The following is a 17,020-nucleotide window of genomic DNA, read 5'->3' as shown; positions in this document are numbered from 1 at the left end:
CATGACACGCGTACTCGTGACCTACGCCAGCAAGATGGGCTCGACAAAGGAGATCGCCGAGGCCATCGGCGGTCGGCTGCTCGAGCGTGGATTCGCGACGGACGTCAGTTCCGCCGAGGCAGTGGGCTCGATCGACGGCTACGACGCGGTCGTGGTCGGCAGCGCCGTCTACGCCACCCGCTGGCGCCGGGAGGCGACGCGGTTCGTCCGCCGGTTCCGCCAGCAGCTCGCCGCGCGCAAGGTCTGGCTGTTCGAGAGCGGCTGGGTGGGCACCCGGCCGAGCACTCTGGTCGCCTCGCCCGGTGCGCGGCGACGGGCCAGCCGGCTCGGCGCGCCCGCGCCCGCAGTGTTCGGTGGCCGTCTCGATCCGGACCTCGCCACCGGGCCGCTCGACCGGGCCCTGGCCAACGGGTTGTCGGGTGACGCCCGCGACTGGGACGAGATCCGCTCGTGGTCGGACAGCGTGGCCGACGCACTGGCCGACGCGCTGGCCGACACCGCGGAGCGAGTCAGGAAGGAAGGCCGTCGATGATTACCACCAGGCCCGATCCGCACACCGTGCTCGGGGCCATCGATCTCGCGAACCGCGCGCCATCGGTGCACAACACCCAGCCCTGGCGCTGGCTGCTCGGGGCCGAGTCGATCCATCTGATGGCCGACCACGACCGCAAGCTGCGGGTCATCGACCCGGACGGGCGGGACCTGCTCCTCAGCTGCGGCGCGGCACTGAACCACCTGCGCGTCGCCTTGGCGGCGCTCGGGTGGCGGACCGTGGTGCACCGCATCCCGAACCCCAGTGACCCCACCCATCTCGCCGCGGTCGAGATGCACGCGCAGGAGCCATCCGAAGACGCCATCGCGCTCGCGGGTGCGATCCCGCACCGGCACACCGACCGCCGGCGCTTCTCCTCGTGGCCCGTTCCGGACGGCCACCTGGATCTCATGGTGCGCCGTGCCGGCAAGGCCGGAGCGCTGCTCGTGCCCGTCACCGAGCCGGCGACCCGCCGGCTGCTCACCCGCGCCATCGACGACGCCGCCCGCAGGCAGCAGGACCAGCCCGGCTACACCACGGAACTCGCGCTGTGGAGCGGCCGCAGCCGGGCCGCAGACGACGGCGTCCTCGCCGCGAGCGCACTCCCCGGCCGGAACCGGCACGGCGACACCACGATGCGCGCCTTCCACGACGGAGCACTCGCAGAGGCCGAGACCGGTCGCGGCGAGGACGACGGTGGTGAGCTGCTCGTGCTCGCGACCCTGCTCGACGATCCCGCCTCGGTGCTGCGCGCGGGCGAGGCGGCGAGCCTCGCCATGCTCACCGCAACCGACCTCGGCCTCGCGAACTGCCCGCTGTCCCAGCCGCTGGAGGTCGCCGGTACCCGGGCCGCGATCCGCGACCAGGTCCTCGACGGTGCCGCCTACCCGCAGCTGGTGCTGCGGGCCGGCTGGCTACCCACCGCGGCGCCCCCGCCGCCGCGCAGCCCGCGGCGAGCGACCGGCCGAACCATCGACTACCTGCCCGGTACGCGGCCCCCGCGCCGGTGAGCAAAACACGAGAGGTGTTGACAGAGATGGCAATCCGTATCGGAATCAACGGGTTCGGCCGCATCGGCCGGGACCTCATGCGATCCACGACCGACCGCGCGGCCGGCGGTGAGAACGGCATCGAGATCGTCGCGATCAACGACGTCACCGACCCCGTGACGCTGGCGAACCTGCTGCGGTACGACTCGACGTACGGGCCGTGGGCGCACCGCGTCTCCGCTGGTGAGAACTCGATCGCGATCGACGGACACAGCCTGCGCGTGTGCAGCGAACGGGAGCCCGCCGCGCTGCCGTGGCACGACCTCGGTGTCGACATCGTGGTCGAGGCGACCGGCAAGTTCCGCACCCGCGACAGGGCGGCCGCTCACCTCGCTGCCGGAGCCCGCAAGGTGCTGATCACCGCACCGGGCAAGGACGTCGACGCCACCCTGGTGCTCGGCGTCAACGAGGACACCTACCGGCCCGACGAGCACCACCTCGTGTCCAACGCCTCCTGCACCACCAACTGCCTGGCACCCATGCTCTCGGTGCTGCACCACGCGTTCGGCGTCCGCGGTGGTCTCATGACCACGATCCACAGCTACACCAACGACCAGAACCTGCTGGACGGCCCGCACAAGGATCCGCGCCGGGCCCGGTCGGCCGCGGTGAACATGATCCCGACGAGCACGGGCGCCGCCGCCGCGATCGGCGAGGTGCTGCCCGAGCTCGCGGGCCGGCTCGCGGGTGTCGCCGTGCGGGTGCCGGTGGAGAACGGCTCGCTGACGGACCTGACCGTCGAGGTGGCCGCGGACAACGTCACCAGGGACCAGATCAACCGCGCGTTCGCCGACGCGGCGGGCGGCAGGCTCAAGTCGATCATGCGCTACACCGAGGACCCGATCGTCTCCCGCGACATCATCGGCGACCCCGCGTCCTGCATCGTCGACGGGCCCCTGACCACGGTCGAGAACCACCTGGTGAAGGTGTTCGGCTGGTACGACAACGAATGGGGCTACGCCAACCGGACTCTCGACCTGCTGCACCTGATGGCACGCACGCTGTGAACGGGGTGCCGCTGGGGCGCTGCCGCGGGATCCCGGTCAAGGCACACTGGTCGGTCCTCGTGATCCTGGCGCTGCTGGCCGCGCTACTGGCGGGGAACGTCCTGCCGGGTGCGGCCGGCGACGCCACCGCGCCGGTGTACTGGATCGTGGCGATCACCGTGGCCGCCGTACTGATGGTCTCGCTGCTCGCGCACGAGCTGGCGCACGCCCTGCTGGCGCGGCGGTTCGGCGTGCGGGTCAAGAGCGTGACGCTGTGGGCGCTCGGCGGCGTGACGACCTTCGACGAGGAGCCCGTCACACCGCGCGCCAACGCGCTCGTCGCAGCGGCCGGCCCGGTCGTGAGCCTCGTGCTCGGCGGCCTCTTCGTCGTGGCGGCACGCTGCGTGGACCCGACTTGGCTCTACGGTCTGGCGATCGTCGCCCTGAACTGGCTGGCGGCGATGAACGTGCTGCTCGGCCTGTTCAACCTGCTACCGGCCGCGCCGTTGGACGGTGGGCGTGTGCTGCGCGCGTTGCTGTGGGCCCGGACCGGCGACCGCGACAAGGCGACCGCGATGGCGGCAGCAGTCGGTCAGGCTCTCGGGTTCGGCCTGATCGGGTGGGGCTTCGTGACGATGATGTCGGGCTACTTCAGTGGTGTGTGGCTGGCTCTCGTCGGCTGGTTCATCCTCGGTTCCGCGTCCGCGGAACGTCAGCAGGCACAGGTCTTCGGAAAGCTGCGAGGGGTCACCGTGCGGGACGTGATGACACCGCATCCGGTGATTGCGCCGGGCTGGTGGACCGTCGACGCCTTCGCCGCCCACCTGGCAGACGATGGTGTCCGGCACCGGGTGTTCCCCGTGGTCGACTTCGAAGGCCGGCCGGTCGGGGTCGTCGGTCTGCCGGAGTTGGCGGGGGCCCGCTCGGCCGCGCGGATCCAGGACGCGGTTCGCCCGCTCGATCGCCGCACACGCGCCGACGCCGCCGAACCACTCACCGACGTCCTGCGCCGGACGACCCTTCGCCCGGGCGGCGCAGTGGCTGTGGTCGAAGACGGCAAGCTTGCCGGAGTCCTCACCCTGGCAGACATTTCCCGCGCGGTGGACCTCAGCCGACTCGGCGTCAAGCCGACCGCGGGATCGGCGGGATCGGCGGAATCGGGGCCTTCGCCGCCGTAGACATCGCGACCCGGCCAGTCCGCTTCACCGGCCGAGAAACAAAGGCTGCGGTGACCATGGGCAGGATGGGCGGCACCGACAGCACGTTCGGCGCGCACGTTCCGGGCCGGCGCGTTGCCGGCAGGACGCGCTCCGTGCTGGGACCTCAGCGTTGAAGGACTACCCAGTGTCCCTTGTGGACTCGGCAGTTCCGGGATCCTCGGTCTCGTCCACCTCATCCCGCTTCTCGAGCTCGTAACGGTAGACCGCCGCGTTCACGAGGCGGGTCACGGAGTCGGCGCTCGAGCGCGACGCCCGGGTCGCGCGCTGGACGAATTCGGTCCGTGCCTCCTTGCCTGCCCGGTAGGCCTCTTCCCTTTCCGACATCGCGGTCACCTCCGACTGTCTCGTAGGTACTCGGTTGACGGGTCGTACACGCCCGGGTCGGCGCAGTATCGGCGCACCGCATCGGCGAAGCGGACGGCTTGGCCGGCGTCGGCGTACCGGTGATCGAAGGTCGCCGTGAGCGTCAGCATCAGCCGGGCAGTCACCTCTCCTCCGATCACCACCGGCCGGGCTTCGATCGCCCCCACGAGCACCAGAACCGGCACCCTGTAGTAGGCAGCGAGCGGGGAGAAGGCCCGGCTGACGCCCCACCTCCCGACGGACGTGATCATCGCGCTGCCGAAGGCCTGCCGCGGCAGGCCGATCCTGCTCAGATCGAGGTTCAGATCGGACGTGAGCCACGCGGCGAACCTTAGGGCGGGCCGGACGAGCACCCGGGGCAGCCTGGCGAGCATCGCCTTGCCCCGGCCCAACTGGGGATCATCCCCACGGTCCAGCTCGTCGAGACGCCGGTTCACCTCGCAGGCGAGCTGCCGCAGCGACTTGCGGTTGGCATCCACGACTTTCACCCCGGTGAGCTCGCCGCGGACGGAGGCGATGAAGAACACGTCGACGCCCTCGCGCGGATGCATGCGTCCGCGCGCGAGCCGGACGTTCAGCTCCGGCACCTCCGACAACGCGCGTGCCACCGCCGCGCCGATCGCGTGCGTGACGGTCGCCCGCACGCCGTGTACCGCGCGCACTTCGTTCAGGTAGCCCAAGATGGCGGTGGCGTCCACCTCCAGCTCGCCGTAGAACTGAGGGTCGGCCGGACTACGCCACGAGGCGCCGGCGAGCCGACGCCAGCCCGTCGTTCGTGCCGTCCCGCCCCTCATCGCCGAGCCGCCCTCCGCCCACGGTGTGGGACCGGCTGGTCGTCGAGCTGGCGGACCAGTCGGTCGACGACACGGTCCAGCGCGTCCCGCGCACTGCGCGCCCCGGTCTCCGCGCGGACCTGGCGGCCGTTGAGGTCCAGGTTCACCTCGACTGTGACCGGGGGGTTTCCTGCCGCGTGCTCGTCGCGGGTGAGCCGGACGTGGACGTCGAGGATCGGCCGGTGCGCGTGGCGCGCGACGCGCTCGAGCTTCATCGTGACGAGATCGGCGACGTCGACGCCGAACTCACCACGGATCGCGATTCTCGGCGTGGGCAACGTGCTCGGCTTGGTCCTCATACCTCGACGCTCACACGGCGACCGCGTCGCGGCGCGCGTCCAGGGTCATGAGTCCGCAGGGTCTTCCGTCCCGGTCCGGACACCCGCCGGGCGTCAAGTGCCGGCGGGTGCGGCGTCGAGGGGGCGCGTCCCGGCCAGATAGGCCACCTCGCGGGCAAGGGCGACGGCGTGGTCGGCGAACCGCTCGTAGTACCGGCCGATCAGCGCGAGGTCGACGATGTCCTCGGCGGCGCGCGAGCGTGGCTCGGCGAACACCGCGTGGTAGAGCTGCTCCTGCAGGCGGTCGATGTCGTCGTCGGCGCGCTCCAGCACGGCCGCGGCGGTGTCGTCACGAGTCGCGATGGCGCGAGCGGCGCCCGCGAGGACCTGCTGGGCGCGGTCGGCCATCGCACGCACCACCGGGAGCAGGTCCTCGGGCACCGCTGGACCGGGCAGGTGCGCTCGGGCGATCTCGGCGATGTGCATGGCCAGCTTGCCCATCCGGCGCAGCTCCACGCTCATCCGCAGGCAGGCCACCACCGTGCGCAGATCGGTCGCGACCGGCTGTTGACGCGCCAGGATGTCCAGGGCGACGGCGTCGACATCGGACTGTCCCCGTGCGATCGTCTCGTCGCCGCGGATGACGGCGGCGGCGAGATCACCGTCGGCATCGAGCAACGCGGCGTTGCCGTGTCGTGTCGCCCGTCCGACGAGCGACACCAGGTTGTTCAGTCTGTCCAGGAGCATCTGCAGCTCGTCGTGAAACCTCTCCCTCATACGTCAAGGGTGCCGGTCGGCACGGACGCGCGAACCTGGCGAAAGGCCGTGGCTGTTCAGGACCTTCGGCCCCGGACCTCGCGTACCGTGGTTTCGAGGCTGGGGGTATGAGTACCGAACGTGAGGCGTGCACACCGGCGCGTCGCCTGCCCGGACCTACCGACATCACCACCGACGCGATGCTGCACAACGCCAGGGAAATGCCCGACCACGCCGCGTTCGCGCGGCGAACCAGCGCGGGATGGAGCCCGGTCTCCTGGAAGGAGTTCGCGGCACAGGCCACCGCTCTCGCGGCCGGTCTCGTCACGGCCGGCATCCGCCCCGGGGACCGGGTCGCGATCATGTCCGGAACGAGCTACGAGTGGGTGCGGGCGGACTATGCCATCTGGCTCGCCGGCGCGGTCACCGTGCCTGTCTACGAGACGTCCGCCGCGGCCCAGGTGAGCTGGATCCTGCGGGACTCGGGCGCGGTGGCGGCGTTCACCGCCGACGGACGGCTCCAGCGGCTCGTCATGGACGCCGCACCGGTGTCCGTCCGGCAGGTCTGGCGACTGACCGACGTGCTGCCCGCGACGGACGCGGCGGCGGCCGAGGTCGAGCGGCGCCGGCTCGCGCTGACCGCCGACTCCCTGGCCACCATCGTGTACACATCCGGCACCACCGGCCGCGCCAAGGGCTGCCGGCTCAGTCACGGCAACCTCGTCTCCGCCGTACGTTCGGTCGTGCACGCCGACGGCATCCGCGAACAGGTCATCGGCCCGCACACCTCCGTGCTGCTCTTCCTGCCCCTGGCCCACATCCTCGCGCGGGTGGTGCAGCTGATCGCCGTGCACACTGCCGTGCTCACCGCACACACCAGCGACCTGCCGCACCTTTCGGAACACCTGGGGGCGTTCCGGCCCACGCTCGTGCTCGCCGTCCCGCGGGTGTTCGAGAAGTTCCACGACCGAGCCGAACGCGCCGCGGTGTCCTCCGGGCGAGGGCGGCTGTTCCATGCCGCCGAGCGCGTCGCGATCGCCTACAGCCGATCGCTGGACGGTGCGGGTCCGCGCCGAGGGTTGCGGCTGCGTCATCGGTTCTTCGAGCTCACCGTTTACCGCCGGCTCCGCGCCGCGCTGGGCGGACGCGTCAGGCACGCGGTGAGCGGCGGCGCACCGCTGCCGACTCGCCTCGCCCACTTCCTGCGCGGAATCGGACTCACGGTCCTCGAGGGGTACGGCCTCACCGAGACCGCGGCGGGCGTCACGTTCAACCTGCCGGACGCGCAGCGGATCGGCACGGTAGGCCGGCCGCTCCCCGGCTGCCGGGTCCGGATCGCCGACGACGGGGAGGTGCTCGTCAAGGGCGCCAACGTGTTCTCCGGTTACTGGCGCAACGATCGCGCGACCGCTGAGGTCATCGACGAGTCCGGCTGGTTCCACACGGGGGACCTCGGTGAGCTGGCCGACGGGTACCTGTCGATCACCGGCCGCCGGAAGGACCTCATCGTCACCTCCTCGGGCAAGAACGTCGCACCGGCCCCGATCGAGGATCGCGTCCGCGCCCACCAGCTGATCGACCAGTGCGTGGTCGTCGGCGACAACCGCCCCTTCGTCACCGCGTTGCTGACCATCGACCGCGACGCGTTGTCCGAATGGCGCCGCAGCACGGGCAAGCGCGAGGACGCGAATCCGGCCGACCTCGTGACGGACGCCGACCTGCTGCGCACCGTGCAGGCGCTGGTCGACGAGGCGAACCGGGAGGTGTCCCAGGCGGAGTCGATCCGTGGCTTCCACGTGTTGTCGGCAGAGTTCACGGTGAACGAGGAGCTCACCCCGACGGAAAAGGTCCGTCGGGAGCGTGTGCTCACCAAGTACGCGGACGTCGTGGAGTCGATGTACGCGCAACGGTCACCGGACCTCGGCCCGAGGGTCCAAGGTCCCTGATTCGCAGTGACCCTCAGGGCGATCGCGAGGCCGTTCGTCGCTGTCGGGCGTCGGCGGGCAAGGTGAGCCTGAAGGTATGACGGACGACGACCGGATCACACGGAACTCGCCCGCCTGGCAGCGATACCGGGCGGCCCGCACGGCCGCGCACCACGCCACGGACGCCAGCGACCTCGCCGAGCTGCTCGACATGCTGGGCCTGACGGCGATCGAGGGCCGCGTACCGCCGGTGGAGGCGCCCGAACCGCGACCACCACACCGGCCCACGCCGCTCGAGGACGACAGCGCGGAGCGCCTGAACACCCTCCTGCGCGAGGCGCTGCCGTCGGCCCATCGGCGAGCCGTCTGACCTCAAGCGGCGCGCCGCATGTCTTCCGTGGCTCTTCTGCGGCGGACCGTCCGTGCGCGGTGACGCCCGGTGTTCACGCGGCACCGAGAGCGCGGAGCGCCTCGGCCACCGCATCGGCGGGCTGCCCCGACGTGTCGATGCCGATCGCGTCCGGCCATGGTGCGGTGTCCGCCGCCAGCGCGGCGGCGATGGCCGGATCGGCGTCGGACAGCGACCCGGTCCGCGAGCGGATGCGTTGGGCCGCGACTCGTTCGGCGACCGCACAGCGCAGCGGGAAGAACCCGCTGTGCGTCTGCTTTGCGAGCAGCCGCGCACGATCCCGAAGGCGGTCGTGCGACCACGAGGCGTCCAGCACGACCGACTCGCCGCGGGCGAGCAGCTCCCCCGCACGCCGGAGCAGCTCGTGGTAGGTGTGCTCGGTGTGTTCGGGGTCGTAGATCCCCTGGCGGTACTCCGCGGGGACGTGCGCGAGCGGGTCGACCCCGGCGAGTTCCTTGCGCACCCGGTCGCTCGACAGCAGCACCGCGCCGAGCGAGTCGGCGAGCATCCCGGCGACGGTTGTCTTGCCGCTTCCCGGCAGGCCGCCGACGAGCACGAGGCGTACCTGCCCAAGGCGCAGGTGACGCCGCGCGATGTCGGCGTACGCCACGACGTCACCGGCCGCGGCCAGGTCGCCCTGCGCATGGCGCAGGCACGCCACTTTCACCCGCACGAACGCGCGGTAGGCGATGTAGTGGTGCCGCAGCGACGCCGGTGCGGGGTCGGCGGTGTGCTCGCGGTAGCGATCCAGGAGCAGCTCCCCCAGCTTCGGCACGCCGAGGCGTTCGAGGTCCATCGCCAGGAACGCGATGTCGTCGAGGCCGTCGAGGCGGCGCAGGCGGTCGTCGAACTCCAGGCAGTCCAGCACCCGCGGCCCGGCGTCGGTGAGGAAGATGTCGTCGGCGAGCAGGTCGCCGTGCCCGTCCACGATACGACCTTCGTCCACTCTGGACCGAAACAGCGCGTCCCGGCCGGCCAGGAACGCGCGCGCGAGCCGTGCGATCTCGCCCAGCGCCACGGGATCGAGCGGGCTGCCGGACAAGGACTCGACCTGCGCGAAACTGTCCTCCCACCGGCCGGCAAGCGCGTCACGGGTGCCTTCCGCGTCGATGTGCGGGCCACGCTCCGCCGTGCTGTGAAAGGCGGCGATCAACCGGGCCAACGCGGCCACGCCGTCGGCAGGCGGCGTCGCTGACCGCACCAGCGTGCTCAGCCTTCGATCGTCGGGCATCCGGCGCATCTCCACGAGCGGCTCACTGGATGACCCGTCCACATCGATGAGCTCGGCGACACCGAGGTAGACATCCGGTGCCAGTCGCCGGTTCAGCTCCACCTCACGCCGGCACGCGGCGCGCCTGCGTTCACGGGTGCTGAAGTCCAGGAATCCCAGGTCGACGGGCTTCTTCAGCTTGTAGGCACGGTCGCCGACCAGCAATACGACGCCGATGTGTGTCTCGCGGACGGCCGCGAACGGTGCTTTTCGCTCCACGCCATCCACGTTCACCGACGCCGCCCGGCCCGCACAGGGACCAAAGGCCCGGTTCGAGCAGGCATTCGTCGGTGACCATCGTCGGAAGATCAGGGACATTCGCCTCGCGATCCGGCACCGACGCCGCCCGACACTCTAGGTGACACAAAGCTTCCCGAAGGAGGTAATGATGGCCATCAAGGAGAACCCGCTGGAGCACACGAACGTTCCGGCGCCGGTGGCGAAGGAGGCAGTCACGACGGGCCCGCTCGCGGGTCGGATGCTCGCGGTCCTGCGGATCGCGATGGGGCTGATCTTCGCGTGGGCGTTCGTCGACAAGACGTTCGGCCTCGGCTACGCGACGCCCTCGGCGAACGCGTGGATCAACGGTGGCTCCCCCACCCAGGGTTTCCTGGGCCACCTCGACCACGGTCCGCTGGCCTCGATGTTCCAGAGCTGGGCCGGCGACGCCTGGGCCGACTGGCTGTTCATGCTCGGCCTGGCCGGCATCGGCATCGCGCTGCTGCTCGGCATCGGACTGCGGATCACCGCGGTCGCGGGCACGATCATGCTGCTGCTCATGTGGGCGGCCGAGTGGCCGCTGGACCGGTTCACCAACGCCGGCGAGCCGACCATGTCCACGAACCCCATCATCGACGACCACATCATCTACGCTCTGGTGCTGATCGTCCTTGCGGTCGTCGCCGCGGGCAACGTCTGGGGCTTCGGCCGCATGTGGGCTCGGCTCCGCTTCGTCAAGGACAACCACTGGCTGCGTTGACCGACCGGTGAGGCGCCGAATGCGAATTGGTCGTCCACATCGGAGCCTCACACCGCACGGGCTGCGGCTGCTCCGCCACTACCGGCGGGCGTGGCTGCAGCCCGATGCGCTTGCCGGTATCACGGTCGCCGCCTACCTGATCCCCCAAGTCATGGCCTACTCCGGCGTCGCCGGACTGGATCCGGTGGTCGGGCTGTGGGCCATCATCGGCTCGCTGCTCGTCTACGCCGTCTTCGGGTCTTCGCCGCAGCTGTCCGTGGGCCCCGAGTCGACGACCGCGCTGATGACCGCCGTGACCATCGCTCCGCTGGCGGCCGGTGACGCCGCCCGGTACGCCGTCCTCGCCGCGGCACTCGCGCTTCTCGTCGGAGGTCTCTGCCTGCTCGGCGCCGCCGCCCGGCTGGGGTTCCTCGCCGACCTGCTGTCCCGCCCCGTGCTCGTCGGCTACATGGCCGGCGTCGCCGTCCTGATGATCGTCGGTCAGCTCGGCAAGGTCACCGGCGTACCCGTGGACGGTGACTCGACCGTCGCCGAGGTCCGATCTTTCCTCGCCGGTCTCGACCAAACACACCTGCCCACGCTCCTGCTGTCGGCCGGCGTGCTGGCCTTCCTGCTCGTGGCGGGCAGGCTGGCGCCCAAGCTGCCGGTCCCGTTGCTAGCCGTCCTGCTGGCGACCGCCGCGGTCAGCCTGCTCTCCCTGCGCGAGAGCGGCGTCCAGGTCATCGGCACCATTCCCGCCGGCATCCCGGCCCCCGGCCTGCCGGCCGTGTCGGGCTCGGATCTCGCGGCACTCGTCCTACCGGCTCTCGGCGTGGCGGTGGTCGGGTACTCGGACAACGTGCTCACCGCGCGATCGTTCGGCACCCGCAACGCCTACCGCGTCGACGCCAACACCGAACTGCTCGCGCTCGGCGCCGCGAACGTCGCGGCCGGGCTGTCGCACGGCTTCCCCGTCAGCAGCAGCGCCAGCCGCACCGCGATAGGCGACAGCCTGCACAGCAAGTCACAGGTCCACTCGCTGTTCGCGGTGGCCGCGGTCGTCGTCGTGCTGCTCGTCGGCGGACCGCTGCTGGCCATGTTCCCGATGGCCGCGCTCGGCGCGCTGGTCATCTACGCCGCGTTGCGACTGATCGAGCTGAGCGAGTTCCGGCGGATCGGCGCCTTTCGCCTCAGCGAGCTGACACTGGCGCTGGCGACCACCGCCGGCGTGCTGCTGCTCGACGTGCTCTACGGCGTCCTCGTCGCGATCGGACTGTCTATTCTGGACCTTCTGCGCCGCCTCGCGCGCCCCCATGACGGCATCCTGGGCGAGGTTCCGGGCGTGGCCGGCATGCACGACATCGACGACTATCCGGGCGCCACGCGAATCCCCGGTCTGGTGGTGTACCGCTACGATGCACCACTCTGCTTCGCCAACGCGGAGAACTTCCGGCACCGCGCGCTGGCCGCGGTCGACGAGTCCCCCACCCCTGTCCGGTGGTTCCTTCTCAACGCCGAGGCCAACGTCGAAGTCGACGTCACGGCTGTCGACGCGCTCGAGGACCTGCGCAGCGAGCTCACGCGGCGCGGCATCGTCTTCGCGATGGCACGGGTAAAGCAGGACCTGCGCGAGTTCCTCGACAAGGCGGGCTTCCCGCGGCGGGTCGGCCAGGAGAGGATCTTCCCCACCCTGCCGACCGCGGTGGCCGGCTTCCGTCAGTGGCAGGCGGAGAACCAGCGGCCCTGAGGCCGTGCCTGACGAGCCGCCCACGCTTCCCCGGCCGGAACGGCAGGGCAAACCAGCCCCTGAGCCAATCGCCCGCGCGTTGGTCAGACCGCAAGACGCCCGCGACCTCGGCGCTCGTCGAGAACTTGTGCGGGCTCCCCGGCGCGCCACTCCGCGTACAGCAACACCACCATCGGCGCCATCATGGCCAGCACCCACACGGTCTCGATCCAGCCGAACGGCCACAGGGCGCAGTAGAACGCGATCACGCCCACGTAGCCGAGCCGGGTCGCGCGCCCGCCACCCAGGGCCAACACACCGACCGTGGCCTCGAACACCGCGAGCAGTCCGATCAACGGCAGTTGGCTGGGCGGGACGACGGCCTCCCAGGCGCGGGTCACCCACGTGAAGTGCGCGGGGTCGGCGAAGCCGCCGTAGTCGGCACCGGTGGCGAGGTTGACGACATGCAGCAGCGCACCGCCGACAACGAACAGCAAAGCCACCGCGGCGCGTCCGACGTACCGCGCTCGCCTGCTCCGGTTCGCGAACACCGCCGCGGCGATGGTCGCGAGCCCGGACACCAACCACACCACGGTGAAGAAGACGTTGTTCTGCATAGCTGCCTCCTCATACCACCGCGGCTATGCCGCGGCGATCGCCACAAGCCCGCATGGGTCGTCCCCGCCGGCCAGCTTGGCCGGCGCTGTGCTGAGGACGCTCAGTCGCGCGCCGGCTGCCTGGCGGGCACAGCGATGTCGATGACCGGCGGCTCGCGCAACGTGTTCATCACCGTGCCGGCCTCGACGGATTGAAGCATGGCGAGATACTCCTCGCGTGTCAGCCAGATCGACGGGGTGAAGGTCAGCTCGATCCGGCGCACGCGTGGTGGGTCTCCCTCGGTGGACCAGACGGCGTCGGCCCGGAGCTCCTCGTGGGCCAGGCCGTGCTCGCGCACGTAGCGCACGGCCTGACACGCGGCGCTGCTGACGATCGCCATGACAAGTAGCTCCACTGGTGTCGGGCCGATCTCGATCGTGTCCGCGCGCTCGGCGTCGGTCAGCACTACGTGACCGCGCGTCTCCAACTTGTAGCGATTGGCGCAGAGGTGCGCCACCCTGATCGAGCCCATGGCGTCTTCCTTCGTTGGCTCTCCTGTACTCACACTCGCCGAGCGGTGGGACACTGGCGAGAGCCGGAGGGTTCCGCAGGCACAGGACTTTGTGCTCTGCTCATTGATGTCGATCGCCTGAGGTGCGAGATCTATTCGTCCTCGTACCGTGGTGTTCGACGGATCGAGCTAAGGAGGAGGGCGTCGTGGCGATTCGGATCCTGCTGGTCGACGACCACGAGATCGTGCGCAGAGGGATCGCCGATCTGATCGGAACACAGGAGGACATGGAGGTCGTCGGTGAAGCCGGGTCGGTCACCGAAGCGTTGGCCCGCGCTCCCCAGGTGAACGCGGACGTCGCCATCCTGGATGTCCGCATGCCCGATGGAAACGGCATCGAGCTGTGCCGGGAGCTGCGCTCGCAGCTGCCGGACCTGAACTGCCTGATGCTCACGTCCTACGCCGACGACGAGGCACTCGTCGACGCGATTCTGGCCGGCGCGGCGGGGTTCGTCCTCAAGCAGGTCCTCGGCAGCGACCTGATCAACGCGGTCCGGACCGTCGGCACCGGTGGCTCGCTGCTGGACCCGAAGACCACGGCAGCGCTCATGAACCGCATCCGCCGGGAGCGGGAGGAGCAAGATCCGTTGCACACGCTCACCGAGCAGGAACGCGCGGTCTTCGATCTCATCGGCGAGGGCCTCACCAACCGCCAGATCGGCGAGCGCCTCTACCTCGCCGAGAAGACGGTGAAGAACTACGTCTCGCACGTGCTGAACAAGCTGGGCATGCAGCGCCGCACCCAGGCCGCGGTGCTGGCCACCGAGATGCGGAGAACGAAGCCCGAAGGCTGATCAGCTCCTGGTGAGCGGCACCCGCCAGACCAGACGCGTACCACCGTTCGGTCCCGGCCCCACCGTGACCACCCCTCCGCACTCGGCCGCGCGCCGCTCGATGTTGAGCAGGCCGCTGCGACCGACGTCGGCGGGCATGCCGACCCCGTCGTCGGTCACGTCGATGACCAGGTCGGCGCCGGCCTCGACGGTCACCGTGATGTCCGAGGCGCGCGCGTGCCGCACGGCGTTGCTCACACCTTCCTGCACCACGGCGAGCGCGTGCTCGGCGAGCTTGCCGGTCACCAGCGCGTCCACGGCACCGGAGATCCGCACCGCGGGCGACCTCTCCGTGTCGGCGCTGAGCTCAGCCACCGCGTCCAGCATCTTGCGGCGCAGGCTGCTCGGATTCTCCTCGGTGGGAGTGTGCAGGTCGAAGATCGACGTGCGGATCTCGCGGACCGTCTGGTCGAGCTGGTTGACCACGTGGGTCACCCGGGCGCGCGCGTTCTCGTTGTTGATCTGAACGACGGTGGCCTGCAGGCTCATCCCCGCCGCGAACAACCGCTGGATCACGTGGTCGTGCAGGTCGCCGGCAATCCGGTCGCGGTCGGCGAGCACGTCGAGAATCCGCTGTTGCTGCTGGCGGTCCGCCCACTCGAGCGCGAGGATGGCCTGGTCGGCAAAAGACGCAAGCATCGGCAGGTGCTCGCGCGGGAACTGCTGATCTCCCTTGCCACGCAGCGCCAGCAGCACGCCGCTCGCGGGCGTCGCCGACGCGAGCGGTACGACGTTGGCCGGCCCGAACTGACTGAACGTCTCGGTTTCCTCCCCCAGTAGCTCAGCGATGTCGGGAATGACCTTCGGCTGGCCCTGGCTCAGCACATCCACGACCGCCGGGTTTGTCGCCGAGATGTTCAGCCCCAGAATCCGTTCGTCGACGTTGCCGGTACCCGCACGCACCGCGAGCGTCTTGTTCTGGTCGTCCGCCAGCATGATGAGCGCGCATTTCGCCTGCGAGAGCTCCAACGTGCGGGTGACGATCAGGTTGAGCGCGGTGTTGCTGGAGCCGCCGCTGATCAGCAGCGAGTTCACCTCGCCCGAGGCCTGCTGCCAGCGCTCGCGCAACCGGGCCTGCTCGAACAGCCGCGCGTTCTCGACCGCGACGCCGGCGGCCGCGGCGAGCGCTTCGAGAACGACCGCGTCATCGGCGGTGAACTCGGCTTCGCCTTTCTTCTCCGTGAGGTAGATGTTGCCGAACACCTCGTCGCGCAGGCGCACGGGCGTGCCGAGGAAGCTGCGCATCGGCGGGTGGTTGGCCGGAAAGCCGACCGAGGACGGATGCTCGCTCAAGTCCGGCACCCGGACGGTGAGCGGGTAGTCGATGAGGTGGCCGAGCAGCCCTTTCCCCTCCGGCAGGTGACCCATCTTGGCGCGGGTCTCCTTGTCGATGCCCACGTAGACGAATTCCGACAGTCCCTCGTCACCGAGCACGCCCAGCGCTCCGTAGCGGGCGTCGACGAGGTCGACCGCGGTATCCACGATCCGCTGCAGGGTTCCTTCCAGCTCCAGCCCCGCACCGACCGCGACCACGGCGTCCAGCAGGCCCTGCAACCGATCCCGCGTCTTCGCGATCTCGGTCATCCGGTCCATGAGCTCTTTGAGCAGTTCGTCCAGCCGCAGACCCGCCAACGGCGCCCCGACCGACCGTTGAAGGTTTGGCAGACCGACGCCTTCCGTCATCGAACGCTCCCACCCCTGCTGCCCGTGGCCGTAGCCGTGGGTAACCGACCGCAGCACACCCAGCGTATCCGTGAACGCAAGCGGAGCGCAGGGGCTTAGTGCTCTGGGAGGGTGCGCACGACGGCGACCGGGCACGCTGCGTGATGGAGAAGGTGCTGGCTGGTGGAGCCCAGAAGCAGCCCGCGAAAGCCGCCCCGGCCGCGGGTGCCGACGACCAGCAGCTGCGCGTCCTCACCGGCCCGGAGCAGCACGCGTGTGGGGCGGTCGCGCACCACCTCGCGGGTGACGTGGACGTCGGGGTACTTCTCCGGCCAGCCGGCGAGCCGCTCGGCGAGGGTCTCCTCGGCCCGCTCGCGCAGTGGCGCGAAATCGACTCCCGCCGCGCCAGGGATGTAGGCGGCTTCCATGACCAGGTCGCTCCACGCGTGCACGGCGACCAGCTCGGCACCGCGGGCCGAGGCCTGGGCGAAGGCGAACGCGATCGCGTCCTCGCCGACCGGCGTACCGTCGACGCCGACGACCACCGGTCCGTACGCCGGCTCATCCGCGTGCTCTCCGCGAATGACGACCATCGGGCAGTAGGAACGCGCGGCGACCTCCACCGCCGTCGAGCCGAGCACCAGGCCGCTGAACCCGCCCAGGCCGCGGCTCCCGAGCACCACGAGCCGCGCGTCACGGGACGCCCTGACGAGAGTGACCACCGGCGGCGCCGCTTCGAGCGTGGTGTCGACGTGCAAGTCGGGAGCCACCCGAGCGGCCTCCTCGCGGGCCTTGTCCAGCCACGCGCGGCCCCGGTCCTTCATGGCGGTGTGCAGGGCGTGCCAGTCGACGACTCGGGGTGCGTAGCCCGCGAGCGGTTCGACGGCGTGCACGAGGCGCAGTCCCGTCTTGCGGCGGCGGGCTTCGTGGGTGGCCCAGCGAACGGCGCGCAACGCGCTGTCGGAACCGTCGATGCCGACGACGACGGCCCGACCTGGCATGGTGTTCATCGCGAACCTCCGAACGGGCAGGGGTGGCCCGAGCGCGCCGGG

The 17,020-nt window shown here is 70.5% G+C and carries 18 protein-coding genes; 9 read left to right on the top strand and 9 right to left on the bottom strand.

Going from position 1 to position 17,020, the window contains the following annotated elements; genetic code table 11:
* Position 1 precedes the first annotated feature (1 nt).
* The 4 genes from VH969_RS23435 to VH969_RS23420 are packed head-to-tail and all read left to right on the top strand — an operon-like array spanning position 2 to position 3,745.
* A complete protein-coding gene (locus VH969_RS23435) occupies positions 2-532 on the top strand; it encodes a flavodoxin domain-containing protein (protein WP_331977743.1) in 531 nt (176 codons plus the stop codon).
* Positions 529-1,542, top strand: coding sequence for an Acg family FMN-binding oxidoreductase (locus VH969_RS23430; RefSeq protein WP_331977741.1), 1,014 nt, complete (start codon positions 529-531; stop codon positions 1,540-1,542). The genes VH969_RS23435 and VH969_RS23430 overlap by 4 nt, the downstream gene beginning before the upstream one ends.
* Before the next feature lie 26 nt (positions 1,543-1,568).
* Positions 1,569-2,588 carry a type I glyceraldehyde-3-phosphate dehydrogenase gene (gene gap, locus VH969_RS23425; protein ID WP_331977739.1) on the top strand — a complete coding sequence of 340 codons (1,020 nt, stop codon included), beginning with the start codon at positions 1,569-1,571 and terminating at the stop codon, positions 2,586-2,588.
* 59 nt (positions 2,589-2,647) lie between these two features.
* On the top strand, positions 2,648-3,745 hold the full coding sequence (locus VH969_RS23420; RefSeq protein WP_331977737.1) for a M50 family metallopeptidase: 1,098 nt from the start codon (positions 2,648-2,650) through the stop codon (positions 3,743-3,745).
* 159 nt (positions 3,746-3,904) lie between these two features.
* Here VH969_RS23420 and VH969_RS23415 read toward each other — a convergent pair whose 3' ends face one another.
* From VH969_RS23415 to phoU, 4 genes are all read right to left on the bottom strand, one after another.
* A complete protein-coding gene (locus tag VH969_RS23415; protein WP_331977735.1) occupies positions 3,905-4,111 on the bottom strand; it encodes a hypothetical protein in 207 nt (68 codons plus the stop codon).
* 5 nt (positions 4,112-4,116) lie between these two features.
* Entirely contained in the window at positions 4,117-4,944 is an 828-nt protein-coding gene (locus VH969_RS23410; RefSeq protein WP_331977733.1) for a 2-oxo acid dehydrogenase subunit E2, read from the bottom strand.
* Entirely contained in the window at positions 4,941-5,282 is a 342-nt protein-coding gene (locus tag VH969_RS23405; protein ID WP_331977731.1) for an HPF/RaiA family ribosome-associated protein, read from the bottom strand. The genes VH969_RS23410 and VH969_RS23405 overlap by 4 nt, the downstream gene beginning before the upstream one ends.
* Positions 5,283-5,375: 93 nt before the next feature.
* Complete coding sequence (gene phoU / locus VH969_RS23400; RefSeq protein WP_331977729.1) at positions 5,376-6,038, bottom strand: phosphate signaling complex protein PhoU; 663 nt, start codon at positions 6,036-6,038, stop codon at positions 5,376-5,378.
* Between the two features lie 107 nt (positions 6,039-6,145).
* Between phoU and VH969_RS23395 the strand changes: the two genes are divergently transcribed.
* Positions 6,146-7,963, top strand: a complete 1,818-nt coding sequence (locus VH969_RS23395; protein ID WP_331977727.1) for an AMP-dependent synthetase/ligase — start codon at positions 6,146-6,148, stop codon at positions 7,961-7,963.
* Positions 7,964-8,039: 76 nt separating this feature from the next.
* Complete coding sequence (locus VH969_RS23390) at positions 8,040-8,312, top strand: hypothetical protein (protein WP_331977725.1); 273 nt, start codon at positions 8,040-8,042, stop codon at positions 8,310-8,312.
* A 73-nt stretch (positions 8,313-8,385) separates the two neighbouring features.
* Here VH969_RS23390 and VH969_RS23385 read toward each other — a convergent pair whose 3' ends face one another.
* The gene (locus VH969_RS23385; RefSeq protein ID WP_331977723.1) at positions 8,386-9,840 is read right to left on the bottom strand and encodes a bifunctional aminoglycoside phosphotransferase/ATP-binding protein; all 1,455 of its coding nucleotides are present in this window, start codon (positions 9,838-9,840) and stop codon (positions 8,386-8,388) included.
* A gap of 169 nt (positions 9,841-10,009) precedes the next feature.
* On the opposite strand from VH969_RS23385, the gene VH969_RS23380 reads away from it, so the two are divergent.
* Together VH969_RS23380 and sulP are read left to right on the top strand one after the other, a co-directional pair.
* A complete protein-coding gene (locus VH969_RS23380) occupies positions 10,010-10,600 on the top strand; it encodes a hypothetical protein (RefSeq protein ID WP_331977721.1) in 591 nt (196 codons plus the stop codon).
* A 19-nt stretch (positions 10,601-10,619) separates the two neighbouring features.
* Positions 10,620-12,326, top strand: coding sequence for a sulfate permease (gene sulP / locus VH969_RS23375; RefSeq protein WP_331977719.1), 1,707 nt, complete (start codon positions 10,620-10,622; stop codon positions 12,324-12,326).
* Between the two features lie 83 nt (positions 12,327-12,409).
* Here sulP and VH969_RS23370 read toward each other — a convergent pair whose 3' ends face one another.
* Complete coding sequence (locus VH969_RS23370; protein ID WP_331977717.1) at positions 12,410-12,922, bottom strand: hypothetical protein; 513 nt, start codon at positions 12,920-12,922, stop codon at positions 12,410-12,412.
* Positions 12,923-13,023: 101 nt separating this feature from the next.
* A complete protein-coding gene (locus VH969_RS23365) occupies positions 13,024-13,434 on the bottom strand; it encodes an OsmC family protein (RefSeq protein ID WP_331977715.1) in 411 nt (136 codons plus the stop codon).
* 185 nt (positions 13,435-13,619) lie between these two features.
* On the opposite strand from VH969_RS23365, the gene VH969_RS23360 reads away from it, so the two are divergent.
* Positions 13,620-14,267, top strand: a complete 648-nt coding sequence (locus VH969_RS23360) for a response regulator (protein WP_331977713.1) — start codon at positions 13,620-13,622, stop codon at positions 14,265-14,267.
* Here the strand turns inward: VH969_RS23360 and VH969_RS23355 are convergent, their stop codons facing one another.
* Positions 14,268-16,124 (bottom strand): GAF domain-containing sensor histidine kinase, encoded by a 1,857-nt coding sequence (locus tag VH969_RS23355; protein ID WP_331977711.1) that lies wholly within the window; start codon positions 16,122-16,124, stop codon positions 14,268-14,270.
* Positions 16,085-16,978 carry a universal stress protein gene (locus VH969_RS23350; protein WP_331977709.1) on the bottom strand — a complete coding sequence of 298 codons (894 nt, stop codon included), beginning with the start codon at positions 16,976-16,978 and terminating at the stop codon, positions 16,085-16,087. Before VH969_RS23350 ends, VH969_RS23355 begins: the two co-directional genes overlap by 40 nt.
* Between the last annotated feature and the right edge of the window lie 42 nt (positions 16,979-17,020).

The organism is Actinophytocola sp., from assembly GCF_036555685.1.
In the GTDB taxonomy this organism is placed as follows: Bacteria; Actinomycetota; Actinomycetes; order Mycobacteriales; family Pseudonocardiaceae; genus Actinophytocola.
This window is presented reverse-complemented; position numbering and strand designations above follow the sequence as displayed.